Below are 23,102 nucleotides of genomic sequence, written 5' to 3'. Positions count from 1 at the left end.
ATGCATGCATAGTAAAATTGACAATAATTAATTTGCGATATTGATAAAAAATGTAGCAAATTTGTGCACTTTTTTAACGATTTAATAATTATCAAATAAAATTTATGGCTACCACTAATTCAGCCGCAGATCAGGATACCCACTTTTTTGGTGATGTATGTAAGAATTTTGATTATGCAGCGCAATTTACCAAACATGACTCTGGCTTGTTAGATCAGATAAAATCATGCAACAGCGTTTACCGTTTTCGTTTTCCCATCCGCAGAGGTAATGGATTTGAAGTAATTGATGCCTGGCGCGTTGAGCACTCACAGCACCAGTCGCCCACTAAAGGCGGTATTCGCTACAGCGAAATGGTTAATGAGGATGAAGTAATGGCGCTTGCCGCGTTAATGACCTATAAGTGTGCTATTGTGAATGTTCCTTTTGGCGGTGCAAAGGGTGGTATCAAGATCAATCCTAAAAACTATACTTTACAGGAGCTAGAAAACATTACCCGCCGCTATACCGTTGAATTAATTAAGAAAAATTTCATAGGCCCAAGCATTGATGTGCCTGCGCCAGACTACGGATCGGGTGAGCGCGAGATGAGCTGGATTGCTGATACTTATGCAACAATGAATCCGGGTCAGCTTGATGCTATGGGAGCCGTTACAGGTAAGCCAATTGCTTTACATGGCATAGCAGGGCGCAAGGAAGCAACAGGCAGGGGAGTGGCCATAGCCGCCCGTGAGTGTGTGAGCGTTGGTGAGGACATGCAGAAAATAGGCTTGCTACCCGGTATTTCAGGTAAAAAAGTTATTGTGCAGGGTTTAGGTAACGTGGGTTACCATTCGGCTAAATTTTTGGCGGAGTTTGGTGCCGTAATAGTTGGATTGTGTGAGTTTGAAGGTGCTATTTACAATGCCGACGGATTGGATGTTGATGCTGTTTTCCAGCACCGTAAAGCTACAGGTTCGATTTTAGGTTATGCTGGTGCCAAACAGGAATTTAAAAATTCATTGGAAGGTCTTGAGCAGCCTTGCGATATTTTAGTTCCGGCAGCGCTCGAAAATCAGATCACTGTAGCGAATGTTAAAAATATTAAAGCTAAAATAATTGTTGAAGGTGCTAACGGACCTACTTCTCCGGAAGCAGAAGCTATTTTTTACAGCAACGGCGGCCTGATTATTCCGGACATGTATGCCAACGCAGGCGGTGTAACGGTGTCATACTTTGAATGGCTTAAAAACCTTTCGCATGTTGCGTTTGGCCGGATCAACAGGCGGTTTGAGGAAAATTCAAATCTAAACCTGGTAAACATGGTTGAAGGTATTACTGGTATAGCCTTAACGCCGATGCAGCGTTCAACCATCATAAAAGGAGCATCGGAACTTGAACTGGTAAACTCAGGTCTGGAAGACACTATGATCCGCTCATACCACGAGATAAGAGAGATCTATAAGAACAACCCTAAAATTGATACGCTGCGCAGTGCCGCAATGGTGGGTGCTATTAACAAAATAGCAGTATCATACCAAAATTTAGGCGTTTGGCCATGATCAAATAATTTCTTATTGTTCTTTAAAATGGCCGGGTATGTAAATGTTCGGCCATTTTTAATTTGTTCTTTTCCAATTTGTTAGATTTCTCGTTTTCAATAAAATTCAATAATTTTAATTGATCATATCGATTTTGGGATGTTTAAAAATTTATGTGTTTTATTTTTACTCATAAGCTTTAAAGCGCTTGCCCAAACACCGAATATTGGTTTTGAAGACGGTACGTTCCGCAACTGGCAATGCTACACCGGGAAGATAGATTCCCTTGGGAGTATTTCGTTAAATCCCACTGCTGCTATTTACAACCGGCATACTATTATAAGCAAACAACCATCGGTATTGTTAGACCCCTACGGTAAATTTCCTGTTGTTTGCCCCAATGGTAGTAACTATTCCGTCAGGCTTGGTAATGATGCAGCCGGGGCTCAGGCCGAGCGGGTTTCATACACATTTACAGTTCCCGATAGAAAATATTACAGTATAGTTTTTAATTATGCGGTTGTTTTAGAGAACCCCGAACATCAGCCTTTTCAGCAACCTAAATTTACAGCGCAGGTTTATGATGTTACGGATGATGTTTTTTTGGAGTGCCCCTCGTTTAATTTTGCGGCATCTTCCAGTTTGCCGGGATTCAAATTGTCAACAGTACCGGGCGCAAAAGGTGAAAGCATCTATTATAAAGACTGGTCTACAGCTACTATTGATCTTAGTCATTATGCAGGTAAAGTTATCAGCCTGGTTTTTACTACCAACGATTGTACAAAAATCAGGCATTTTGGGTACGCGTATCTTGATATTGACGAAAATAACGGCAACTCAATAGCCGGCAATGCCTATTGTGCAGGTCAAACCTTTGCAACTTTGTATGCGCCCAATGGGTTTGCATCTTATGTGTGGTATAATGAAGATCTGTCCAAACAGGTGGGCACTGGCCAAAGTTTAAGGATTTCGCCGCCCCCACCGGATAATACAGTTTACGCAGTAAAAATATTTCCGTACCCCGGGCTTGGTTGCATCGATACGATGTTCACCACTGTAAAGAGAATTGACGAAGGGTTTAGGTTAAAAGTAGCTGATACGGTTTTTGGGTGCCCTGATGAAGGCGTAAACCTTGCAGATCCTAAAGTTACGGCAGGGAGCAGTCCGGGCACCATGCTAAGTTTTTTTAAAGATTCTTTGGGAACCAGTTATTTATATGACCCCGAAAGCGTCAAAATTACCGGTACCTATTACATCCAGGGGCTCAACAGCGAAGGCTGTATGAACATATTACCGGTACATGTGGTAGTTGGCCTGCCTGAACTTACTGTTGTTGATCCCCAGCCGGCCGACTTTCCCACAACAGTTGATTTGTCAAAAACATTTATACATAAGGCCGGGCTGACTTATAGCTACTATGCTGACGCCGGCGAAACCAAGCCGGTAAATGAGTACTATGCCGTAAAATACGGTGCGGTTTATTATATAAAAGCAACCAGCAGCCAGGGTTGTAGCCGAACGGTTGCTGTAAATGTGGTGATCCATCCACCCCCCCCTTATAGCATTACTGCTCCAAATACATTTACGCCGAATAATGATGGTATAAATGATAGCTTCAGCATCAAGCTCAGTGGCTTTGTTACTTTCGGAAATGTAAAAATATTTAACCGGGCAGGGCAGGTGGTGTTTACCGGGAAACATAATACGGACTTTTGGAATGGTACCTATAATGGACAAAATTTACCGCCTGGTGTTTATTATTGGTTATTTGAAGGCGTGGATGATTACCGGCAGCTCAAAATTCACCGGGCTGAATCCATTACCCTGTTGAGGTAGTTATAAAGAACGATTCTAAATAGCATTAATCTGCTGTAATAAACATTATTACATTAACGTTTCGTATTTTTGTATCTCTAAATGTAGGAGATAGACCGGTTATGAAAAAAAGTTCAATATTTGGGTTGATTGTAATTGCTATCGCGATAGCAACTATTATCACTACTTACTCCAGTTCAAGTACTTACGGATCATTTAGCGACGCTAAAAAAACAACAGATGAATTGCACATAGTTGGCCACCTGGATAAGAGCAAAGAACTTTACTACGATGCTACAAAGGACGCCAACTACTTCTCGTTTTTTATAAAAGATAATAAAGGGGAGGAATGTAAGGTGATCTTTACCGGTACCAAGCCACAGGACTTTGAGAAATCAGAACAAATAGTACTCACAGGGCGCATGAATGGCAAGGAATTTCATGCATCTACCATCCTTATGAAATGCCCTTCAAAGTACACTCAGGACAAAGTGGAAGTTACAGAGGCTAAAGCTAAAACAGCCCAATTATAAAATTATTTAATGGATACAGTTTATAAAGGTGAACACCTTTTACCCGGGCATTTAGGCCAAATATTTGTTATTCTTTCATTCGGTGCAGCGTTACTATCAACCATAAGCTATTATTTTGCTACCACCAATACCAATAAGCTCGATAATTCGTGGCTTCGGATGGGGCGTATTGCATTTTATTTAAATTCGCTTTCTATCCTGGGTGTTGGTGTAATGCTCTTCTATGTTATTTATAATCACTATTTTGAATACCATTATGCCTGGGCCTATACTTCGCGTTCATTGCCGGTTTATTACATTGTTTCGGGTTTCTGGAATGGGCAGGAGGGTGGCTTTTTGTTGTGGACATTCTGGCAGGCGGTTTTAGGCAATATCCTTATATGGCGATCAAAGTCATGGGAAAAGCCGGTAATGACAGTGGTTTCCTTTTCTCAGCTCTTCTTGGCTTCCATGCTTTTGGGTATTGAGGTTTTTGGTGCAAGAATAGGCAGTTCGCCGTTCCTGTTGCTCAGAAATGCTGTTGAAGGGCCAATATTTTCACGTGCGGATTATCTTTCTTTTATAAAAGACGGGCAGGGAATGAACCCTTTGCTGCAAAACTACTGGATGGTGATTCACCCGCCAACGCTGTTTTTAGGTTTGGCTTCGGTAGTAGTTCCGTTCGCCTACGCAGTTGCAGGCTTGTGGCAAAAACGTTATAAAGATTGGATAGTACCTGCGTTATCATACGGCCTGTTTGCCGCCATGATATTGGGAATAGGTGTTATTATGGGGTCGTTATGGGCTTATGAGTCACTTAATTTTGGTGGCTTTTGGGCTTGGGACGCAGTTGAAAATGCATCGATTTTTCCGTGGCTGACGCTTGTTGGCGGTCTGCACGTAATGATCGTGTATAAAAATACCGGGCATTCATACTTTACGGCTACGTTGCTGGTATTATTGAGCTTTATAATGGTGCTGTATTCGTCTTTCCTTGCACGAAGCGGCATCCTTGGCGATACGTCAGTACACTCGTTTACTGACCTTGGTATGTTCTGGCAATTGGTCTCCTATATCCTTGCTTTTCTGTTCATTTCCGCCTGGCTTTTAATAGTCCGCTGGAAAGAGCTGCCGATTACCAAAAAGGATGAAGAAACTTATTCGCGTGAATTCTGGATGTTTGTAGGGGCAGTATTTCTTGGCCTTTCCTGTTTTCATCTTGTGCTGGTAACATCCATACCGGTATGGAATGCCATGTTTGGTACCAAAGTTGCCCCCCCAACAGACTTGGTAGGCCATTATAACGTGATACAGTCGTCATTTGCTATGGTTATTGTTATTTTAATGGGCTTAAGCCAGTTTTTAAAGTACAAGAAAACCGATGCTACGCGATTTTTTATCAGTACCGCACTTTACATGTTGTGCGCAGCATTAATAACTACACTCGTAGCTTACGTTTCCGGATTATACAAACTGCACTTTGTATTTATTATGGTGATGTTTGGTTCCATCTATTCGGTTTTAGCCAATGGAAAAGTATTATCAGATGCATTGAAAGGTAAGTTTAAGCTGGCAGGATCGGCGGTAGCACATATAGGTTTTGCTTTAATGCTGATAGGCGCGCTGATAGCTGCCGGTACTAGGAAAGTGGTATCAAACAACGAATCGGGCACTATAGCGGTAAAAGGATTTGACAGGGGCACTGCAGACGCAAAAGTAGGCGGCGATGTACATGAAAATATAATGATGTACAAAAATGAGCCGGTTAAGATGGGTCCCTACACCGCTACTTACATTGGCGATTCTGTATCTGCTCCCAACTTCTATTATAAGGTGGATTATAAAAGGTATGATAAGAACGGAAAAATAGCGGAAGAGTTTATACTAAAGCCGAATGCACAGATCAATCCTCAAATGGGTTTAGTATCGTCGCCCGATACCAAGCATTATTTGTTTCATGATCTTTATACGCATATTACCGCTGTTCCTCAACCGGTAGCTAATTCAGCCAATGCTGACGGAGGCGCTGCACATGGAGAGGAAAATGATGATAAAAATTACGAAGAGCCCGTTCCGCATGAAGTGGCAGTGGGCGATACCATTCCGTACAGGGATGGATATATTATCCTTAAATCATTAAACAAAGAGGCGCAGGTACAAAATATTCCGCTTACCGGTAATGATATAGCTATAGGTGCCAAACTCGAAGTGGTAACGCACAACAAAACTTACCAGGCCGAGCCGGTTTACATGATTAAAAACAAAAGTGTACTTGACTTTTCAAGGAAGGTTGAAGATGCCGGTTTAAAACTGCGCCTGTCAAAGATCATTCCTGATAAAAACAAAGTTGAGATTATTGTTTACCAGCAACCGGTTAATAAAAAGCCTTACATCGTCATGCGTGCACTTGATTTCCCTTATATCAACTTCTTGTGGTCAGGAACAGTAATTATGATCATCGGGTTCTTAATGTCAATTTCAAGAAGGAGTAAGGAATATAAGGCTGTTTAATATTGGTTAAATGAAAGATCTATTCGATCACCGTGAAGATATTGCTTTGCGTGGGTTTGCCGTTATTGAGAATCTCTATAGTTCTGATGAAATAACTGAAATCATCAATCTTGTAAACCAAGCTGATCAATCCAACTTAACTTTCAGAAAAACTAAGGGTCTGTTCGCCATCCGTAGATTTTTAAAAGAAATTCCCAGAATTAAGAAATTAATACTTAACGGCAACTTACAATCGCTAATATTAGAAGTATTCGGCAATCAGTACTTTATTGTAAAATCTATATATTTTGATAAGCCTGAGCAATCAAACTGGTTTGTAGGCTGGCACCAGGATCTCACCATATCTGTAGATACCAAAGCCGAACTTCCTGGATTTGATTCCTGGACGGTGAAGATAGATCAATTTGCAGTACAACCCCCTCTCAGTATACTTCAGGATAATTTTACTATCAGGATTCATTTAGACGACACCGATGAGAACAATGGCGCATTAAAAGTTATTCCCGCTTCTCATCTTAAAGGTATTTGCCGGTTGGATGGGCTCGATTGGAAAAACGGAACCGAAACCACTTGCAATGTAAATGCCGGAGGAGTAATGGTAATGCGCCCTTTATTATTCCACGCGTCTAATAGAACTATATCCGATAAACAGCGAAGAATAATTCATATTGAATTTAGCAGGCAGGAGTTACCTTCTGAAATAACGTGGGCTGAAAAAGAGGAGAAAATAAAATAAAAGGTTGCATAGCTACTCCGATTCCAAAGTCCCGTATTTTACTCAACAAAAAATTACTTTAAAAGATCTGGTTTTTATTCCTTCTTCAAAAATTCAACAATTTTCGCATTCACTTTAGCGGGTTGTTCAAGATATGGCAAATGCCCCGCATCAGCTACGGGGAAGAAATCTACATTCAATACACTCCGGATGGAATCGCTATAGTTGAACGGAACGGTATGGTCCTCTTTTCCCCATATCAGCAAGACGGGTTTGTGTGCGCTGGCAAGGCAGGTATTAGCCGCCCTTCCATTGTAATCGTAGTTGTACATCGTAGAAACCAGCGCGTTCCTAAATCCTTTAAATTGCATCTGCGGTTTATATTTATTCACCCAGTCGGGGTGACGACCGGGGTATTTGAAATCGGCCAGCTGGCCGTTAGCGCGGTCATCACCATGGGTAGCTTCCTGGTAATCGGTGTATAGTTTGGGAACTGAGGGCGGGACAGATGGATAAGCGGGATCAATCAGTATTACCTTATTAACCATTTCGGGGTATTTACAGGTAAAACTGGTGACAACCTTTCCTCCGTGTGAAACTCCGGCTAAATTAACAGGGCCTTTTAAATGCAATTGCCTGATCAGTTCAAACAACTGATCCAGGTACAGGTCCTTACCATACACTACATCCGGCCGGTCTGAATATCCCCGGCCATACTGATCGTATCGCAAAACCCTGAAACCCTGCTTTACCAGGTACTCGTAAGTACCGTCCCAGATAAAGTAAGGCACACTGAACCCATGCACCAGTATAACTGCCTTGCCGGTATCGGGGCCATCAATTTGGTAATGTGTAACACCCTGCTTTAGTTTTATATAGCTGCCGCCAGTGCCTTTCCTGTCAGTATCTGTCAATTCCTTTTTTTCCATATCTCCCCGCTTGTACATAATTACAGCGTATATAGCGGTAACAACCAGTAAAAATAAAATTGTAGTAAAGATCAGTTTAAGTAATTTCATGCCCTGAATAAATGAGATAAGAATAAATAATTTACCAATTAAAATTAGCGGAAATATTTGTTTTAATATCATGCTTAATAACAATACCATGCGCATTACAATAATAGGGTCAGGAAATGTGGCCACTCATCTTGCAGCGGCGTTTAAAAATGCCGGTCATTACATTGTTCAGGTCTATAGCCGGGACATGCATAACGCTGCATTGCTGGCTTATCACGTGGGAGCAGAAGCAATTGACAGCCTGGAGCAGATAAGCAACGAAGCTGATATGTTTATAATAGCGGTAAAAGATGATGCAATAAAAGCTGTCGCAGCTGCATTAATTAAACATGAAAAATTAATTGTGCATACCTCCGGCGCTACAGATATGGTAGTGTTAGAAGCGTTAACAGCAAATGCCGGTGTTTTTTACCCGTTGCAAACGTTCAGTAAAACTAAAGAGGTAGATTTTTTAACCGTGCCCCTTTGTATTGAGGGCGCTGGCGAACCTATTACCAAACAACTGGTTGAACTTGCACAAACCGTAAGCAATAATGTTTACCGGGTAAATTCTTCTCAGCGTAAAGTGCTGCACCTATCAGCTGTGTTTGCGTGCAATTTTCCTAATTACCTTTATGGTGCTGCACAACAACTGCTTGCGGAGCAGGGGATGGATTTTGAGATGCTGCGCCCCCTGATTTTAGAAACAGCGCAAAAAGTGCAGATGCACCTCCCGGCTGAAGTGCAAACAGGGCCCGCAGTTCGTAACGATGAAATTACCATGGCCTCACATCTGCAAATGCTTGCTAATGAACCTGATCTGTTTGCAATATACAGTCTGTTAAGTCAGCAGATTATCAAAAACAACAATGCCGGTACCCAACACGGGTAATTTTGTTACTTTTGCTGAAATGAACATTTTTAAAGTTAAGATAAGCTTTGAGGAAAAGGGTTTGGAAGGTGTTGAATTGCCCATTGCCGAAGGTGAATCTGTATTAGACGTTTGCCTGGAAAATGGCATTGAACTGCAGCATAATTGCGGCGGCGTATGCGGATGCAGCACCTGCCACGTTTACGTAAATAAGGGAATGGATAATATTCAGGAGATCTCTGACAAGGAAGAGGATTTTATTGACCGGGCAGTAAATCCGCGGATTAATTCGCGGTTGGGTTGCCAGTGCGTTGTAATCGACGGCGATATTGAAATAACCCTGCCTGATCAGAACCAGTTCCTGGGTCACTAATACCGGTTTAGCCGATATTGGTTTTACCGTTTTAAATCGAATTAGTTTTAATATTCAAGAAATGACAGACGAAAAATTCAGCCTCCCCATCCACTGGAACGATCATGAAGACATTGCTATAGAGCTTTATGAAAAGTTTGGTGATGATTTTGGCGAATCAAAAATATACCGGATTCGTTTTACCGATCTTTTGGAGTGGGTGCTTTCGCTTCCTAATTTTGCAGGCACACGTGAGGAATCAAATGAAGGCCACCTGGAACAAATCCAGTCGGCTTGGGTTTATGAGTGGCGGGATAACCAATAAGGGCAGTTAAATTTCTGTTAATTAGTGAAGCTATGCTCAATCGGTGAAATTAATGATAATCGATTCAATCAAAAAAAATTAATTAGTGGAATCATTTTTATCCAAGCTTAAGGAAATAACTACGTTAGTTTTTGATGTTGACGGCGTATTGACCGACGGCTCTGTTTTTGTAACAGATGACGGACTGCAGAGTCGCGCTTTTAATATTAAAGACGGCTATGCATTACAGCTTGCTGTTAAATGCGGCTACAACGTTTGTTCGGTGTCCGGCAGCCGCTCAAAAAGTGCGCTGCATCGTTTAAATAGTTTAGGCATTCGGGATGTGTATATGGGTATTCACACCAAAGTGGAGAAGCTTAAGATCTACCTGGAGGAAAAAAGCATCAGTCCCGAGAATGTGTTGTATATGGGCGATGATATTCCCGACCTGGAAGTCATGAAATATGTTGGTCTTCCGGTTTGCCCGGCCGATGCTGTTGAAGAAATTAAAGCGGTGAGCAGATATGTTTCTCCTTTTGCTGGCGGCAAGGGCTGTGCCCGCGATGTTATTGAAAAAGTGCTGAAGATCCAGGATAAATGGATGACGGAAGAGGCGTATAGCTGGTAAAAGAATAAGTACAAATAGTTGATTGTCCATAGACCATAGCCAAACTAAATAAGCAAATAAACCAATAATTACCATGGTCGATGGACTATCGACCCAAATAATGAACTTTCCCCCAATAATACTCGCATCCAAATCTCCGCGCCGGCAGGAACTCTTAAGCCTGATGGGTGTTGAATTTCGTATTGTTTTGAAAGAGGTTGACGAGTCATTTCCCCCCGGTTTAACACCCGAAGAAGTGGCGGTTTACATCGCCACAAAAAAAGCTAAAGCATTTGACGAAACTGTGGGTGATGAAATAGTGCTTACGGCCGACACCATCGTTTGTATTGATGACATGATCCTTGGCAAACCCGAAGATACAGATCACGCCGTTGAAATGCTGAAATTACTTTCAGGACGGATGCATAGGGTAATAACCGGGGTATGCTTGCTGCACAAGCATACCTATCACAGCTTTTATGATGTTTCGGAAGTTTATTTTGGTAAGCTCACCGAAGAGGAGATCATTAGCTACGTAACCAAATGCCAGCCTTTTGATAAAGCCGGCTCATACGGCATCCAGGAACGAATTGGTTTGATCGGTATTGAGCGCATTAATGGTTCTTATACCAATGTGGTTGGGTTGCCCACCGAAAAATTATACAGAGAACTGGTAAAATTGTAGAGGCGCGGTCCATCGCGCCCCTACAAATAATCTATTTTATATTTAACGCATTATTCTTCCTGTTAACGTCCGGTAAGGCGTTGTCAGGATCAACCGTAACACTTTCAACTGCTGTAGTGGTTGGGATAGTGAAAGTTATAACCCGGTTTTGCAGCCAGGTTTCCACCGGGAAATAGGTGCGTTGTTTGGTGCCATCTTTTAGTTTAACTTCCACGGTGAAAGGCATTGCCATTTGTTCCTTATTGGCAACTGTTATACTAATGCCTTTTGTATGGTCTTTATCTGCGTATTTTGCATCTATCAGGGCTATATCAAGCGGCCAGTTATTATAGAACCAGCTTTTCCAAAACCAGGACAGATCTTCACCCGCGCCGTTTTCCATCGATCTGAAGAAATCGTCAGGCTGCGGGTGTTTGAAGGCCCATTTACTGATATAATTTTTAAAAGCATAGTCGAACCTGTTTTTGCCCAGGATTTGCTCCCGGAGCAGTACCAGTCCGAATGCAGGTTTGAAATAGGTAAGCGGATGACGGTATTTTTCGGAAATGGCATCTGCTGCAGTCATAATAGAAGGCGCATTTGGATCCTGAATTATCGGGATGATCTCATCAGCCGGGTTGCCGCCGCCAGGTGCATATTCGCCATCGCGTTTAGGTGCGTACTCGCCATGATTAAACTCATCCGAAGCATAGATATCAATGAAGGTGTTAAAGCCTTCATCCATCCAGCCAAAGCGACGCTCATCACTACCTACAATCATTGGGAACCAGTTGTGGCCTATCTCATGTGCGGTTACCCAATACAGTTCTTTGCCTTTATCAGTAATTCCGTCGAAAACAATTCCGGGGTATTCCATACCACCGGCTATTCCGGCTTCATTAACCGCGCAGGGGTAGGGGTAAACAAACCATTTTTCGGAGAAATACTCTATAGATTTTTTAAGATATTCAGTTGCCCGGCCCCATGCTTCGTTACCCGCGCTTTCAACAGGGTAAACAGACATAGCAAATGACTTTTTACCGCCAGGTAAATTAACACGTGCTGCATCCCACACATAAGCTTTTGATGCGCCAAAGGCCACGTCACGGGTGTTCAGCATTTTGAAGTGCCAGGTAAGGTTGGCTTTGCCTTTAGGCCGTGATGCCGGGTTAGTTACCTCGTTCACATCCCTTATCATAATTGTTTTATCGCTATTGCGGGCAGCCGTCAGCCTGCTTACCTGCTGCTGGGTAAGGACTTCCGTTGGGTTCATTAATTCGCCTGATCCGGCAACTATCATATCTGCAGGCACCGTAACTTTATAATCAATATCACCATATTCGAGATAGAATTCACCGCTGCCCAAAAATGGGAGGGTGTCCCAGCCGCGGGTGTCATCATAAACACACATGCGCGGAAACCATTGTGCTATTTCGTAGATCTTGCCGTTTTTGGTGTCAACATAATCTGTCCGGTTGCCGAAATTACCGGGAATAACGTATTTATATTTTATGGTGAAATTGATTATGCCGCCTTTTGGTGCAAGTGCCTTGGGGAGGCGGATCTGCATCCGGGTATCGTTAACAACAAAATCTGCCTTTGTGCTTATAGTTCCGTTGGTGATGGTGATCGATTCTACCTGGTATCCATCTGTATGCTGGTTAGGGCCGGGTGTAAACCCGGTTACAAAATTGGAGCGTGCCGTTTTTTTATAGGTATTCTGGTCCATTTGCAGCCACAAAAACTGCAAAGCATCAGGGCTGTTATTGATGTAACTGATGTTTTCGGTGGCGGTTAAGGTTTTGGCGGTGGTGTCAATCAGTGCATCAATGGTATAATTAACATGATTTTGCCAGTATTTAAGTCCCGGTTCGCCATCGGCAGCGTGAAATTCGTTACCTTTTTCGCTATAGAAAAGAGGTGAAAAAAGTTCGGCAGGCTGATAGTTTGAGGTGATGGTATCGTTAGTATTATTTGCCCGGCGTCTTCTTTGTGCCTGAGTGGAAATTACTAAAAGTAAAAGAACGGCGGTGCCGATAAATTTTAATTTCATGAGATGGGTCAGTTATTGAACTGCAATATACAAATGATGCCGCGGAAATATTATTTGATCTGAAATTTGTATTCTTCAGTCCATCATCTCCGCCAACACCCCTTCCTTTAATGAACTTGTTGACATAACAACCTTATCAATCCCCAATTTATTTATAATGAACCGGGTTAGTATGGATGCGGTTACAATCATATCAACCCTAACAGGGATAATGGCTTTATTGCTTAAGCGCTGCTGGTGCGATGAAAGAATGAGGCTTTCAATTACTGCTAAAAGTTCATCCTTCTCAAAATCATAGTGTTTTGTTTTTTTTAGGTCGAATGAATGCCCTTTGCCAATTTCAATAAGTCCGGCGTAGCTTTCAAATACCCCTGATGAACCTATTATGTTTTCAATTCGATGAGCAGCAGCAACTGTAAAAAGATCTTTTAAACTATGCTTTAAATAAAGGTTAAGCGCAGTAATTGATTCGGGAGAGATGGGATCTGTCCTGTGGAAGTTATCCATTAGCCGGGCCGCACCTATCTCAAAGCTTTGTTTCCATTTTACCTGCTCATTATCGCAAATAATAAATTCTACACTTCCGCCGCCTATATCTACCACCAGGCTGTTATGAGCAGATAAGCTCCCGGATGCTTTAACACCTTTATAAATATAAGCTGCTTCGGCATCGCCGTCAATAATTTCAATAGCTATGCCCGTTTGAGCTTTTACCTGGTTAATAAAATCCTGTCCGTTTGCCGCATTGCGCAGGGCTGATGTAGCAATAGCCCTAACCTGCGTTACATTGTTATCGAAAATAAGCTGATGGTACCGCTGCATGCTTTTAAGGCCACGCTCAAATGCCACAGGCTGGATAAAGCCTTTATTGATGCCGCCTTCACCAAGTTTTACAGGATCCTGCTCATGTACAATTTCTGTGTATGCAGAAACATTTCCTTCAACTATCAGCAAGTGAAACGTGTTGGTGCCCAAATCCATAATGGCTATGCGTTTGTTCATGCATCTAAAATAAATAATCCCTTAAATTGTTTAGCATTTAAGGGATTTTATAATCTTTCTGTTTTCAAAACTTTTCTTTCGAAATCGAACGCCCGATTGGGAAGGTAGCACTACTCTTTATAAAAGAACCATTTAACCAGCTCTTTATAACTCGCTTTTTTGCCGTACATTAAAATACCAACCCGGTAAATTCTTGCCGCAACATAAGTGGTAAATAAAAAACCGATCACCAAAAGGGACATTGAAAGGGCGAGCTGCCATGGCGGTACGCCGAATGGAAGCCGCAGCATCATAGCCACCGGCGAAGTGAACGGAATAATAGATAACCATACTGCCAGCGGGCTATCAGGCGCCCTGAATAAAATAGTTACAGACAACATATAAGTGAACAACAAAGGCAGGGTGATGGGAAACATAAACTGCTGGGTTTCTGTCTCGCTGTCAACGGCTGAACCTACTGCCGCAAAAAGTGCGCTGTAAAGCAGGTACCCTGCAAGAAAATAAAATATAAAACATGCCAGGACTTTTCCAAAAGGGATGGTTTGCAAAACGGCCAGGGCGCCCATTATACCGTTTGGCGAGGAGGATAATGAATGCCCTAAAATTTTGGTTGAGATAACTGAAAGGATGATCCATGCGCTAAACTGCGTAAGTCCCACCAGCCCAACCCCGATAATTTTGCCCAGCATTAATTGAAATGGTTTTACCGACGATATGATAACTTCTATTATCCTGCTGGTTTTCTCTTCAATAACGCCGCGCATAACTTGGGCACCATAAATAAACAGCGCTAAATAGATAAGGATGGCACAGGCTATCCCTACACCAATATTGGCGCCTAAGTTTGTTTTATTGTCGCCGGTTTCGGTTATTTCTACCGTATTAAGCGACAGGTTGCTTTTTATAGAATGCAACAGTGCTGTATCAATATGATTTTTGATCATGCCATTGTTCAAGGCAATGTCATTCATCTGGGTTTCTATTTTTTCAGTAAGCGTAATGCCAGGTTTCTTTTTTGAAAGGATATTGATTGCATCCTTTTTGGTATAGTTGGCAGGGATTTGTAATGCTGAAAGGTTTTCATCTTTTTTCAGCTCGGCCTTTAACGCTGTTATCGATTGTTTGGTAGTCTCAAATTTTAAGTTTTTCTGGTCCTTAAATTTGCCGGCAAAAACCCCGCTTTCATCAATAACTTTAACAACCTGCTGTTCATTTAGTTCTGTGCTGTTTTTAGCCACCAGTCCAATAACGGCCCCCATACCCAAAATCAAAAGCGGCACCACGAAGATCATGATGATGAACGATTTCTTTCGCACCCGGGTAAGGTATTCACGCTGTATTATCAGTAAAACTTTGTTCATGGCTTAACGGATTAAATTTACTTGTTCTATAAAAATTTCGTTCATACTTGGAATTACCTCCTGCAACATATTGATTCGTGTTTTTGGTATGAGGTATTGCAGCACATCGTTGGAGTTATTATTGCCATTTAGTTTTATTTTGATGGTTTGCTCGTCTTCACCGCCTGAGTGCTCTTCAATTACTTCAAATGGTTGTGTTCCGTTAAATGTTAATTGAGGCCCGTTATATTCAACCATGTAAGTGGCGCTGCGATACGAATTGCGGATACTTTTTACCGTGCCGTCAAGAATTTTGTGCGATTGATGAATCAGCGCTATAGAGTCGCAAAGTTCCTCTACTGATTCCATGCGGTGGGTTGAAAATAAAATAGTGGCGCCCTTGCGGTTGAGCTCAAGGATTTCATCTTTAATTATTTCGGCATTTACCGGGTCAAAACCACTGAAGGGTTCATCCAGTATGATCAGGTCCGGCTCGTGCAATACGGTTGCAACGAACTGCGCCTTTTGCTGCATTCCTTTTGAAAGCTCTTCAATTTTCTTTTTCCACCAGGTTTCCATTCCCAGTTTATCGAACCAGATTTTTAGCCTTCGCACAGCTTCATCGCGGCTTAGTCCTTTTAACCGGGCCAGGTAGATCATCTGCTCGCCTATTTCCATTTTTTTATACAGCCCACGTTCTTCGGGGAGATAACCGATCCGGTCTATGTGCGATTGGTTCAGCTTTTGGTCGTTAAAGTAAACTTCGCCGCTGTCCGGAGCAGTAATCTGATTAATGATGCGGATAAGGGAAGTTTTGCCGGCGCCGTTGGGCCCCAGCAGGCCAAAGATCTGCCCGCTTTTAACTTCAAGGCTTACATCGCTCAACGCCCGGTGACCGGCGTATTGCTTAACAATATTGCGGATGCTTAACATATGGAAAGGTTATAGTTTTGTAATTTGTGTTAAGATACGAAATGCTTAAGAATGTTACATTTTTTAAATAAATGCATGTAGGTGATGGTAACAATCCTTCGAATTGATGCTTTTTAGTTAAGCAAAACACAAATCTAAGTACGTTTTTTATATTTTAATCCAACCGGTTATTTCTGGCTTGCTAATCAACTGATGATTTGTGTTAAAGCTATTTGGAACGTGCTGCCAAAAATGAGATAGGTATCACGCGGCGACACTCTAAAATGCAATACCTGATACAAAATTCTAAGAAATTCATTTTATAGCGCAATAAATGAATAATATTCACAAATTATAAATGATAAAGAGGTTTGTTCTCTGCTGATCGTTTGCGTTGTAGTAATTTATTTAATTTTTGTTGCTTTTGATTGCTATTTATTTATAAAATGAATTAAGCTATAAAAATATTGCATTTATTAGTAAAAAAACCAGTGTAAAAAATATAATATGACGATTTTAAAATCAAAATGTGACAGGTTTTTAATTTTTTTATCAATAAAAGCAAAAAAAAATAATTTTTCAATACTTTGAAACGTGTATTTTTTTAAATTAAATAAAAAAATAATACTCTTAATTTAAGATAGTGTTAATTAAACACTAAATTTCTGTCATTATTTTTCCAAAATAGTAATTATTTTAAAACTATTGTAACATAATTTTTACACGACTATCTTGGGTTAACTATTAACTGACAAATTAATTAACACATGAAGAAACAATTACTTAACAGTATTTTTTTCCTTTTGCTGGTATTTGCATGTAACCATGCTTACTCACAAACCCGTACTGTAACAGGTACCGTGGTTGCAAAAGATGACGGTTTACCTATCCCCGGGGCAACTGTGGTAGCAAAAGGCTCCAACAACGGTACACAAACCAACGCCCAGGGAAAATTCAGTGTAGCTGTTCCCGCCGGGGCAACTACTTTAACATTTTCATTTATCAGCTACAAAACAGTTAGTTTACCTATCCCGGCAAGCGGTGTTTTGAATGTTACAATGGTTTCTGATTTTAAGGAACTCAACGAAGTTGTAGTAACAGGTTCTGGCGTGGCTACCAGTAAAACAAGATTAGGGATCTCAGTTGAGGCTGTTTCAGGCAAAGCGCTTACTTCATCACCACAGGCCTCAATTGATCAGGGCCTTGTTGGTCAAATTCCCGGTGCGCAGATTTCATCTGTTGATGGTACACCGGGTGCCAGAACCAATATTTTATTACGCGGTATAAACACTGTGCAGGGAAGTACTGCTCCAATGATCCTGGTTGATGGTATTGAATCAAGAACAACTGACTTAAGCCAGCTTGATCCTACTACTGTTGATCACCTTGAGATTGTTCAGGGTGCTGCCGCGTCATCAATTTATGGTGCACAAGGTGCAAATGGCGTTATCCAGATCTTTACCAAGAAAGGGAAAGTTGGAAAAACCCGCATTGATGTTATATCAAGCTACAGCGCAGGTAATTATATAAACCAGGGGAATGTGCACCAGGCAAAATTAAGCAGCTTTAAAGTTGATGCAAACGGAATTTTCATTGACGCAAGCGGAAATCCTATTGTTCGCGATGCGGATGGCAGGTACCAGGGCATCCAGTGGGCTTACGGAGCAGACCCCGGCAATGGTAACCCTACAGCTATGTCTAATCCGCTAAATATTGCCCACCAGCAATATGGTACCAATTTAAAGTACTACGACCACCTGGCTCAATTATTCAAAACAGCATATACCTCAAATAACAGTGTTGCTGTTTCAGGTGCGAACGATAAAACTGATTATAACTTAACGGTTTCAAATAATCACCAACAAAGTAATATCCGCAACAATGGTTATAACGACAGAACAAACCTTACCTTAAATTTAGGTACCGAACTATTTAAAGGATTTACACTTCGTTCGGTGACACAGCTTATCTACACCAAAAATACGCTTAACCCAAATTACGGGATAGGTAATGCAGGCGGTATATTTGACGTACTCAACGCCTCGCCATATTATGACTTTAACCAGAAAAATGCCGACGGAAGCTATCCGTTATCATTAAATTCAGGTACAGTGAGTGTGAACGGTTCAAACCCTAACTATTATACCCAGTGGGCAAACCGGGTGTCTAACCGCGAGGATCTGTTACAAAGCATAATGGCGGATTATAAGATCAATAAATTTATTACATTAAGTGCCAAATATGGCTTAAACTATCAGCATACCGATCAAAATATAATCTTCAAAAATCAATCGAACACGTTAACCGCGCAGGATTTGGGTTCATATTATGGTTTTTTTGCGGCTAATCCGAATGGGGAGCTTGATAAAAATACCAGCACCACTGTTTTTCAAAACTTTAACGGTTCTGCAAATATCAAGACTGATTTCCAGAAAGACTTCCATATCAACCTGCCGATCACAACCAGTACATTGCTGGCTTATGACTACCGCAAGAATGTTGACAAACAGTATAATACTTATGGTTTAGAGTTGCCTCAATATGCAATCTATAACTTTCAGCAAACTGCAACCCAGGCTGTATCGTACGATTATACAACGCCATTCATCACTTACGGGTTTATTGTAAACCAAAAAATTGATTTTGGTGATTATGGCGGTATTGGTGGTGGTTTCAGAAGCGATTATTCATCGGCTTTTGGTGGTGGTTCAAAACCGTTCACTTTTCCTAACGTAAACGGTTACATCAGGCCATCTTCGTTTGATTTCTGGAAAAACTCAAGTCTTGGAAACGCAATTCCTGAATTTAAGCTTAGAGGAGGTTTTGGTGAAGCGGGTACACAGCCAATGCCGTTTGACAGATATCCAACCATAAACCCACAAAATTTGGGTTCGGCGTTAACATTTAATTTACCGACTTCGCTTGCAAACCCTGATCTGAAGGTGGAGGTTTCAAAAGAATATGAAATTGGTACCGATATCGGTATTAAAGGAGCTTCCGGCAATTGGTTCAGCGAAATTAATGTTAGCGGCACCTATTGGAACCGAAAAGCCAATAATGTTATATACAGTATTAATACAGCGCCTTCAACCGGTGGTAACAAAATTTTAACAAATGCCATCGGACTGGCGTCACATGGTTTCCAGGCTTCGTTAAATATAGGAATTTTAAGGAGCAAGGATTTTAACTGGCATTTTACTACCAACTTTAGCAACGAAACTACCACTATTACCAGCACAAGCGGTGCCCCTATTATCCTGTCAACAGCTGCGGGAAGCACCCAGGAATCTCTGATCGCCGGACAGAAAATCGGCCAGATCTATGGTAATAAAGCTTTAACAAGCGTAACCGAAACAAACAGTGCAGGTGTACCGTACATTTTGCCTGCAGATTATTCAAAATACACCATTGTTGATGGCAGGGTAGTGAATATAGCTACCAAAGCAATTCAATTCGGAAGTGAGGCACTTCCTTTAGGCGATCCAAACCCTAAATTCAATGCGTCGTTTATTAATAACTTCACCTACAAGGCGCTATCTTTCGGTTTTCAGTTTGACTGGGTTTATGGCAGCCACCTTTATAACCAAACAAAAGAATGGCAATACAGAGATGGTATCAGCGGCGATTATGATAAAGCGGTTAACATTGGCGGTACAAGCGGTGCTTATACTGCTTATTACCGCAGTGCCTATGCTGATATTATTGGTGCAAGAAACGGTGCACGTAACGGAACTAAAGATTACTTTTATGAAGGGTCTTCTTTCCTTAGGTTAAGAAACATTTATCTGGGTTATGATTTCTCTAAATTAATTGGCGGAAAAGTGTTCAAAAGAGCGGTTTTAACTTTTACGGGACGTAACATCTTGACCTTTACCAAATACACAGGCTTTGATCCGGAAGTTAGTTCCGGTGCTTCTAACTCGCCTTTCGACAGGGGAGTGGATCATGATTCAACGCCTAACAGCAAATCATATCAGGTCGGTTTAAATCTTGGGTTTTAATTGAATTTTAATCGAAAAAAAATGAAAAAATATAAATATATAATAACATCGGCTATAATGGCCGGCATAGTTGTGTCCTCATCATGCAAGAAGCAATTGGATGTTAAAAACCCCAATTCACCAACACTTGAGCAGGCAAAAACGGAAAGCGGACTTACTTCTCTTGCATCCGGAAGTGTGTATATTAATGGATTTGTTAATGGTGATGGTTGGTTAGGCGACAGCTTTTTCTCGCTATGCTATGGTTACCATGAATTACTTGCCGATGACGTATCAGCACAGGCATCCAATCAAAACGTCAACCTGGTTAACGTGCCAGAATATGCTATATTGGATGACGGCACAAAACTGACTAATCCCCAGCCGCAAATTGCGAATTTGAGGCTTAATAATACCCGCGACAAGCAGGGTACCAACATGTTTTACTACGAGTGGCAAAGCATGTATGGCCTAAACAACGCCGCCAACCAGATTCTTGCACTTGCAGGCACTGTCCCATTGACAGGTGATGCCGCAACAAAACAGGCCACTTATAAAGCATGGGCATACTGGTGGAAAGGTTATGCTTATGCAAGGTTAGGTTCAGTTTATTACGCGGGAATTATCAATAACTCCATAAGCGCAACCAGCAATGTATATGTTCACAGCGCAGCTTTGATTGAGGAGTCAAATAAAAATCTGCAACAGGCCGCTTCTCTTTTAACTTCTATCAGCAATACTGCAACTTATACCACTTTAATGCAGTCTTTATTACCTACTTTTTTCCAGGTGGGTAATGCGCAGGCGCCAACGCCGGCAATGTTTGTGCGTAGTATAAATACTTTATTGGCGCGTAATCTGCTGGTTAATACCCGCACGTCTGCTATGACAGCCGCTAACTGGCAAGCTATACTTACGTTAGTAAATTCAGGTATCCAGTCTGGAGATAACGTATTTGCCGGATGGAGCACAACCAATAACTATGTGTTTTCTGCCGGTGGCGGTTCAGTTGCTGCCAATACTTCTGGTGATGAAACAGCAAGTAGCTTTACGATAAGTGAGCGGTTAGTGCAGGATATTAAACCTGACGACAAACGTTTAGCCAAGAACTTTTTACAGGTTACGCCATTTGTTAACCAGGTGGGCGGTTTTACTTTTAGCACCAGGTGGAAGCTATATGATGCCAAGCTTGACGCAACGCCAAACAATGGCGCGCTGCAGATTGCTGATAAAACACCAGGTAACCAGGAAGTTTATATGGCCGGCAGCTACGAAGAAAACGAATTGATGAAAGCCGAAGCGCTAATATACACCGGGCAAATTGACGCCGGCTTAACCAGTGTTGATAATGTAAGGACTTACCAGGGTGCAGGCCTTCCAAAAGTATCAGGTACTGGTTTAAATCAGGCTCAGGCATTGGAAGAGTTGCGTAAAGAAAGGCGCCTGGCTTTATTGTTCAGGGGTACTGCATTTTACGATGCACGCAGATGGGGAGTTATTTATGACATTTCCAAAGGCGGTGGCCGCACCAATTGTGTAGTTTACACCTCAGAAGGCAAATTAAATACTCACGTAACCATTAACTATAACTTCCTTGATTACTGGGATGTTCCGGCTGATGAGTTTGTATTGAACCCGCCTGCCTCAGGAAGTGCACCAATCAAAAATCCAAATTAATAAGGGAATCCGTTCCACATAAATAGTAGTTAATTAGCCGTTCCGGGTTTCCGGAGCGGCTTTTTTTATTACACGGCGATTGATGGAAAAAGGTGATTGACTATAAAAGTAATTCACGATATTTTGCTTCGCATACGAAACGTTGGGAGCGCATATTGGACCTTAATAAATTGTATAGCTGCTTACCAGGTTCAATAATTTAAGCAATGGCAAACGATACTTGCTTTTTTTTGGCAGTAGGATTTAGGTTAAACAGTATAAGTTACTTTGGCGTTAGCCGTAATAAATTAGCCAGAATGCTGATCTTTATACTCCCTTTGCAGCGTGCGCGCCGTTTGGCTGCTGCTATCATGGCTCCAGCCCGGAGGATTAAGAAAGTATTGCAGTTTAATTTTAAAGGTAGGCGCCTTTTTTACATCAGCGAGCAAAGCCTTCCATTCGTGAAAAAGAATGTTTACAGGGCCAAGGTCATCCGGTTGATGGGTTAGTCCATATTTAACCGGCTCAGGCAGGTTTTCTTCGCGGAAGGTACCAAACATCCGGTCCCAGATAATTAATACCATGCCCATGTTTTTATCAAGGTAGGGGATATTAGAGGCATGGTGCACCCTATGGTGCGATGGCGTTACAAATATAAGCCCGTACCATTTTGGTAAAGGTATTTTATACTGCGTGTGCACAAGGTTGCCATAAAGCTGGGTAATTAAGTAAGCGTAAAGGATATCGACCGCATTGAACCCCATAAGGGCCAGGGGCAGGTAAAAGAATACCCGGTAAAGCGGTTCAAAAACAGTAGAACGGAAACCGGTAGTGAAATTAAAATGCGTTGAGGAATGATGCGTTACATGTATGGCCCAAAAAAGGCGGCAATAGTGCCCGGTGTAATGCAATGCCCAATACAAAAAATCCTGTACCACCACCAGTACTATCCAGTAAATAGCGGTATTATGTATTTCAATCAGCCTGAATTGCCCGGCAAAATTAAGTATAAAAAAAGTGCTTCCGCCCACGGCAAGATTTAGCAGGAAAGCCAGCGTGGTTAAATAAATATTGGTAAGGGTGTCTCTTTTTTCGTAATAGTGGCGGTTTTCGCGATAGCTGAACCACATTTCAAGCACGGTCATTACTACTAATAGTCCTACCAATAGTATTGCTGTTTCTTGTCGTATGTCGGGGTGGAACATATTTATTCAGAATTTTAGACCTTCAAGTGCTCGATTTCGGATTTGCAAAATCTGCTTGCTCGAAAATAGAACACTTGACTATAAA

The 23,102-nt window shown here is 41.7% G+C and carries 18 protein-coding genes; 12 read left to right on the top strand and 6 right to left on the bottom strand.

Annotated elements, in window-relative coordinates:
- Positions 1-104 precede the first annotated feature (104 nt).
- The 5 genes from MuYL_RS16185 to MuYL_RS16165 all read left to right on the top strand — a co-directional run bounded on the left by MuYL_RS16185 (position 105) and on the right by MuYL_RS16165 (position 7,094).
- On the top strand, positions 105-1,541 hold the full coding sequence (locus MuYL_RS16185; RefSeq protein WP_094571552.1) for a Glu/Leu/Phe/Val family dehydrogenase: 1,437 nt from the start codon (positions 105-107) through the stop codon (positions 1,539-1,541).
- Positions 1,542-1,679: 138 nt separating this feature from the next.
- Positions 1,680-3,356: a gliding motility-associated C-terminal domain-containing protein gene (locus tag MuYL_RS16180; protein ID WP_094571551.1), complete on the top strand. Its 1,677-nt coding sequence runs from the start codon at positions 1,680-1,682 to the stop codon at positions 3,354-3,356.
- A gap of 101 nt (positions 3,357-3,457) precedes the next feature.
- Complete coding sequence (locus MuYL_RS16175; protein WP_094571550.1) at positions 3,458-3,868, top strand: cytochrome c maturation protein CcmE domain-containing protein; 411 nt, start codon at positions 3,458-3,460, stop codon at positions 3,866-3,868.
- A gap of 9 nt (positions 3,869-3,877) precedes the next feature.
- On the top strand, positions 3,878-6,358 hold the full coding sequence (gene ccsA / locus MuYL_RS16170; protein WP_094571549.1) for a cytochrome c biogenesis protein CcsA: 2,481 nt from the start codon (positions 3,878-3,880) through the stop codon (positions 6,356-6,358).
- Between the two features lie 10 nt (positions 6,359-6,368).
- Complete coding sequence (locus tag MuYL_RS16165) at positions 6,369-7,094, top strand: phytanoyl-CoA dioxygenase family protein (RefSeq protein ID WP_094571548.1); 726 nt, start codon at positions 6,369-6,371, stop codon at positions 7,092-7,094.
- Positions 7,095-7,168: 74 nt separating this feature from the next.
- Here the strand turns inward: MuYL_RS16165 and MuYL_RS16160 are convergent, their stop codons facing one another.
- Positions 7,169-8,092 carry an alpha/beta fold hydrolase gene (locus MuYL_RS16160; RefSeq protein ID WP_157740897.1) on the bottom strand — a complete coding sequence of 308 codons (924 nt, stop codon included), beginning with the start codon at positions 8,090-8,092 and terminating at the stop codon, positions 7,169-7,171.
- A gap of 70 nt (positions 8,093-8,162) precedes the next feature.
- Here MuYL_RS16160 and MuYL_RS16155 point away from each other — a divergent pair, with 70 nt between their 5' ends.
- From MuYL_RS16155 to MuYL_RS16135, 5 genes are all read left to right on the top strand, one after another.
- Positions 8,163-8,963 carry a Rossmann-like and DUF2520 domain-containing protein gene (locus MuYL_RS16155; protein WP_157740895.1) on the top strand — a complete coding sequence of 267 codons (801 nt, stop codon included), beginning with the start codon at positions 8,163-8,165 and terminating at the stop codon, positions 8,961-8,963.
- A 19-nt stretch (positions 8,964-8,982) separates the two neighbouring features.
- The gene (locus tag MuYL_RS16150; RefSeq protein ID WP_094572986.1) at positions 8,983-9,315 is read left to right on the top strand and encodes a 2Fe-2S iron-sulfur cluster-binding protein; all 333 of its coding nucleotides are present in this window, start codon (positions 8,983-8,985) and stop codon (positions 9,313-9,315) included.
- Between the two features lie 61 nt (positions 9,316-9,376).
- On the top strand, positions 9,377-9,619 hold the full coding sequence (iscX, locus tag MuYL_RS16145; RefSeq protein WP_094571545.1) for a Fe-S cluster assembly protein IscX: 243 nt from the start codon (positions 9,377-9,379) through the stop codon (positions 9,617-9,619).
- A gap of 85 nt (positions 9,620-9,704) precedes the next feature.
- Positions 9,705-10,226 (top strand): KdsC family phosphatase, encoded by a 522-nt coding sequence (locus tag MuYL_RS16140; protein WP_094571544.1) that lies wholly within the window; start codon positions 9,705-9,707, stop codon positions 10,224-10,226.
- 100 nt (positions 10,227-10,326) lie between these two features.
- Positions 10,327-10,890 (top strand): Maf family protein, encoded by a 564-nt coding sequence (locus tag MuYL_RS16135; protein WP_094571543.1) that lies wholly within the window; start codon positions 10,327-10,329, stop codon positions 10,888-10,890.
- Positions 10,891-10,921: 31 nt separating this feature from the next.
- Here MuYL_RS16135 and MuYL_RS16130 read toward each other — a convergent pair whose 3' ends face one another.
- The 4 genes from MuYL_RS16130 to MuYL_RS16115 form a co-directional block, all read right to left on the bottom strand.
- The gene (locus MuYL_RS16130) at positions 10,922-12,922 is read right to left on the bottom strand and encodes a M1 family metallopeptidase (RefSeq protein WP_094571542.1); all 2,001 of its coding nucleotides are present in this window, start codon (positions 12,920-12,922) and stop codon (positions 10,922-10,924) included.
- A 75-nt stretch (positions 12,923-12,997) separates the two neighbouring features.
- Positions 12,998-13,924 carry a Ppx/GppA phosphatase family protein gene (locus MuYL_RS16125; protein ID WP_094571541.1) on the bottom strand — a complete coding sequence of 309 codons (927 nt, stop codon included), beginning with the start codon at positions 13,922-13,924 and terminating at the stop codon, positions 12,998-13,000.
- Positions 13,925-14,034: 110 nt separating this feature from the next.
- Entirely contained in the window at positions 14,035-15,285 is a 1,251-nt protein-coding gene (locus MuYL_RS16120; RefSeq protein ID WP_094571540.1) for an ABC transporter permease, read from the bottom strand.
- A gap of 3 nt (positions 15,286-15,288) precedes the next feature.
- Complete coding sequence (locus tag MuYL_RS16115) at positions 15,289-16,197, bottom strand: ABC transporter ATP-binding protein (protein ID WP_094571539.1); 909 nt, start codon at positions 16,195-16,197, stop codon at positions 15,289-15,291.
- 746 nt (positions 16,198-16,943) lie between these two features.
- Here MuYL_RS16115 and MuYL_RS16110 point away from each other — a divergent pair.
- Together MuYL_RS16110 and MuYL_RS16105 are read left to right on the top strand one after the other, a co-directional pair.
- Positions 16,944-20,177, top strand: coding sequence for a SusC/RagA family TonB-linked outer membrane protein (locus tag MuYL_RS16110; RefSeq protein ID WP_094571538.1), 3,234 nt, complete (start codon positions 16,944-16,946; stop codon positions 20,175-20,177).
- Between the two features lie 21 nt (positions 20,178-20,198).
- On the top strand, positions 20,199-21,833 hold the full coding sequence (locus MuYL_RS16105; RefSeq protein WP_094571537.1) for a RagB/SusD family nutrient uptake outer membrane protein: 1,635 nt from the start codon (positions 20,199-20,201) through the stop codon (positions 21,831-21,833).
- Positions 21,834-22,120: 287 nt separating this feature from the next.
- Here the strand turns inward: MuYL_RS16105 and MuYL_RS16100 are convergent, their stop codons facing one another.
- Positions 22,121-23,017 carry a sterol desaturase family protein gene (locus MuYL_RS16100; protein WP_094571536.1) on the bottom strand — a complete coding sequence of 299 codons (897 nt, stop codon included), beginning with the start codon at positions 23,015-23,017 and terminating at the stop codon, positions 22,121-22,123.
- Between the last annotated feature and the right edge of the window lie 85 nt (positions 23,018-23,102).

The sequence above is a fragment of the Mucilaginibacter xinganensis genome, from assembly GCF_002257585.1.
Lineage (GTDB): Bacteria > Bacteroidota > Bacteroidia > Sphingobacteriales > Sphingobacteriaceae > Mucilaginibacter > Mucilaginibacter xinganensis.
The sequence above is the reverse complement of the archived record's forward strand: the minus strand, read 5'-3'. Positions and strand labels throughout refer to the sequence as shown.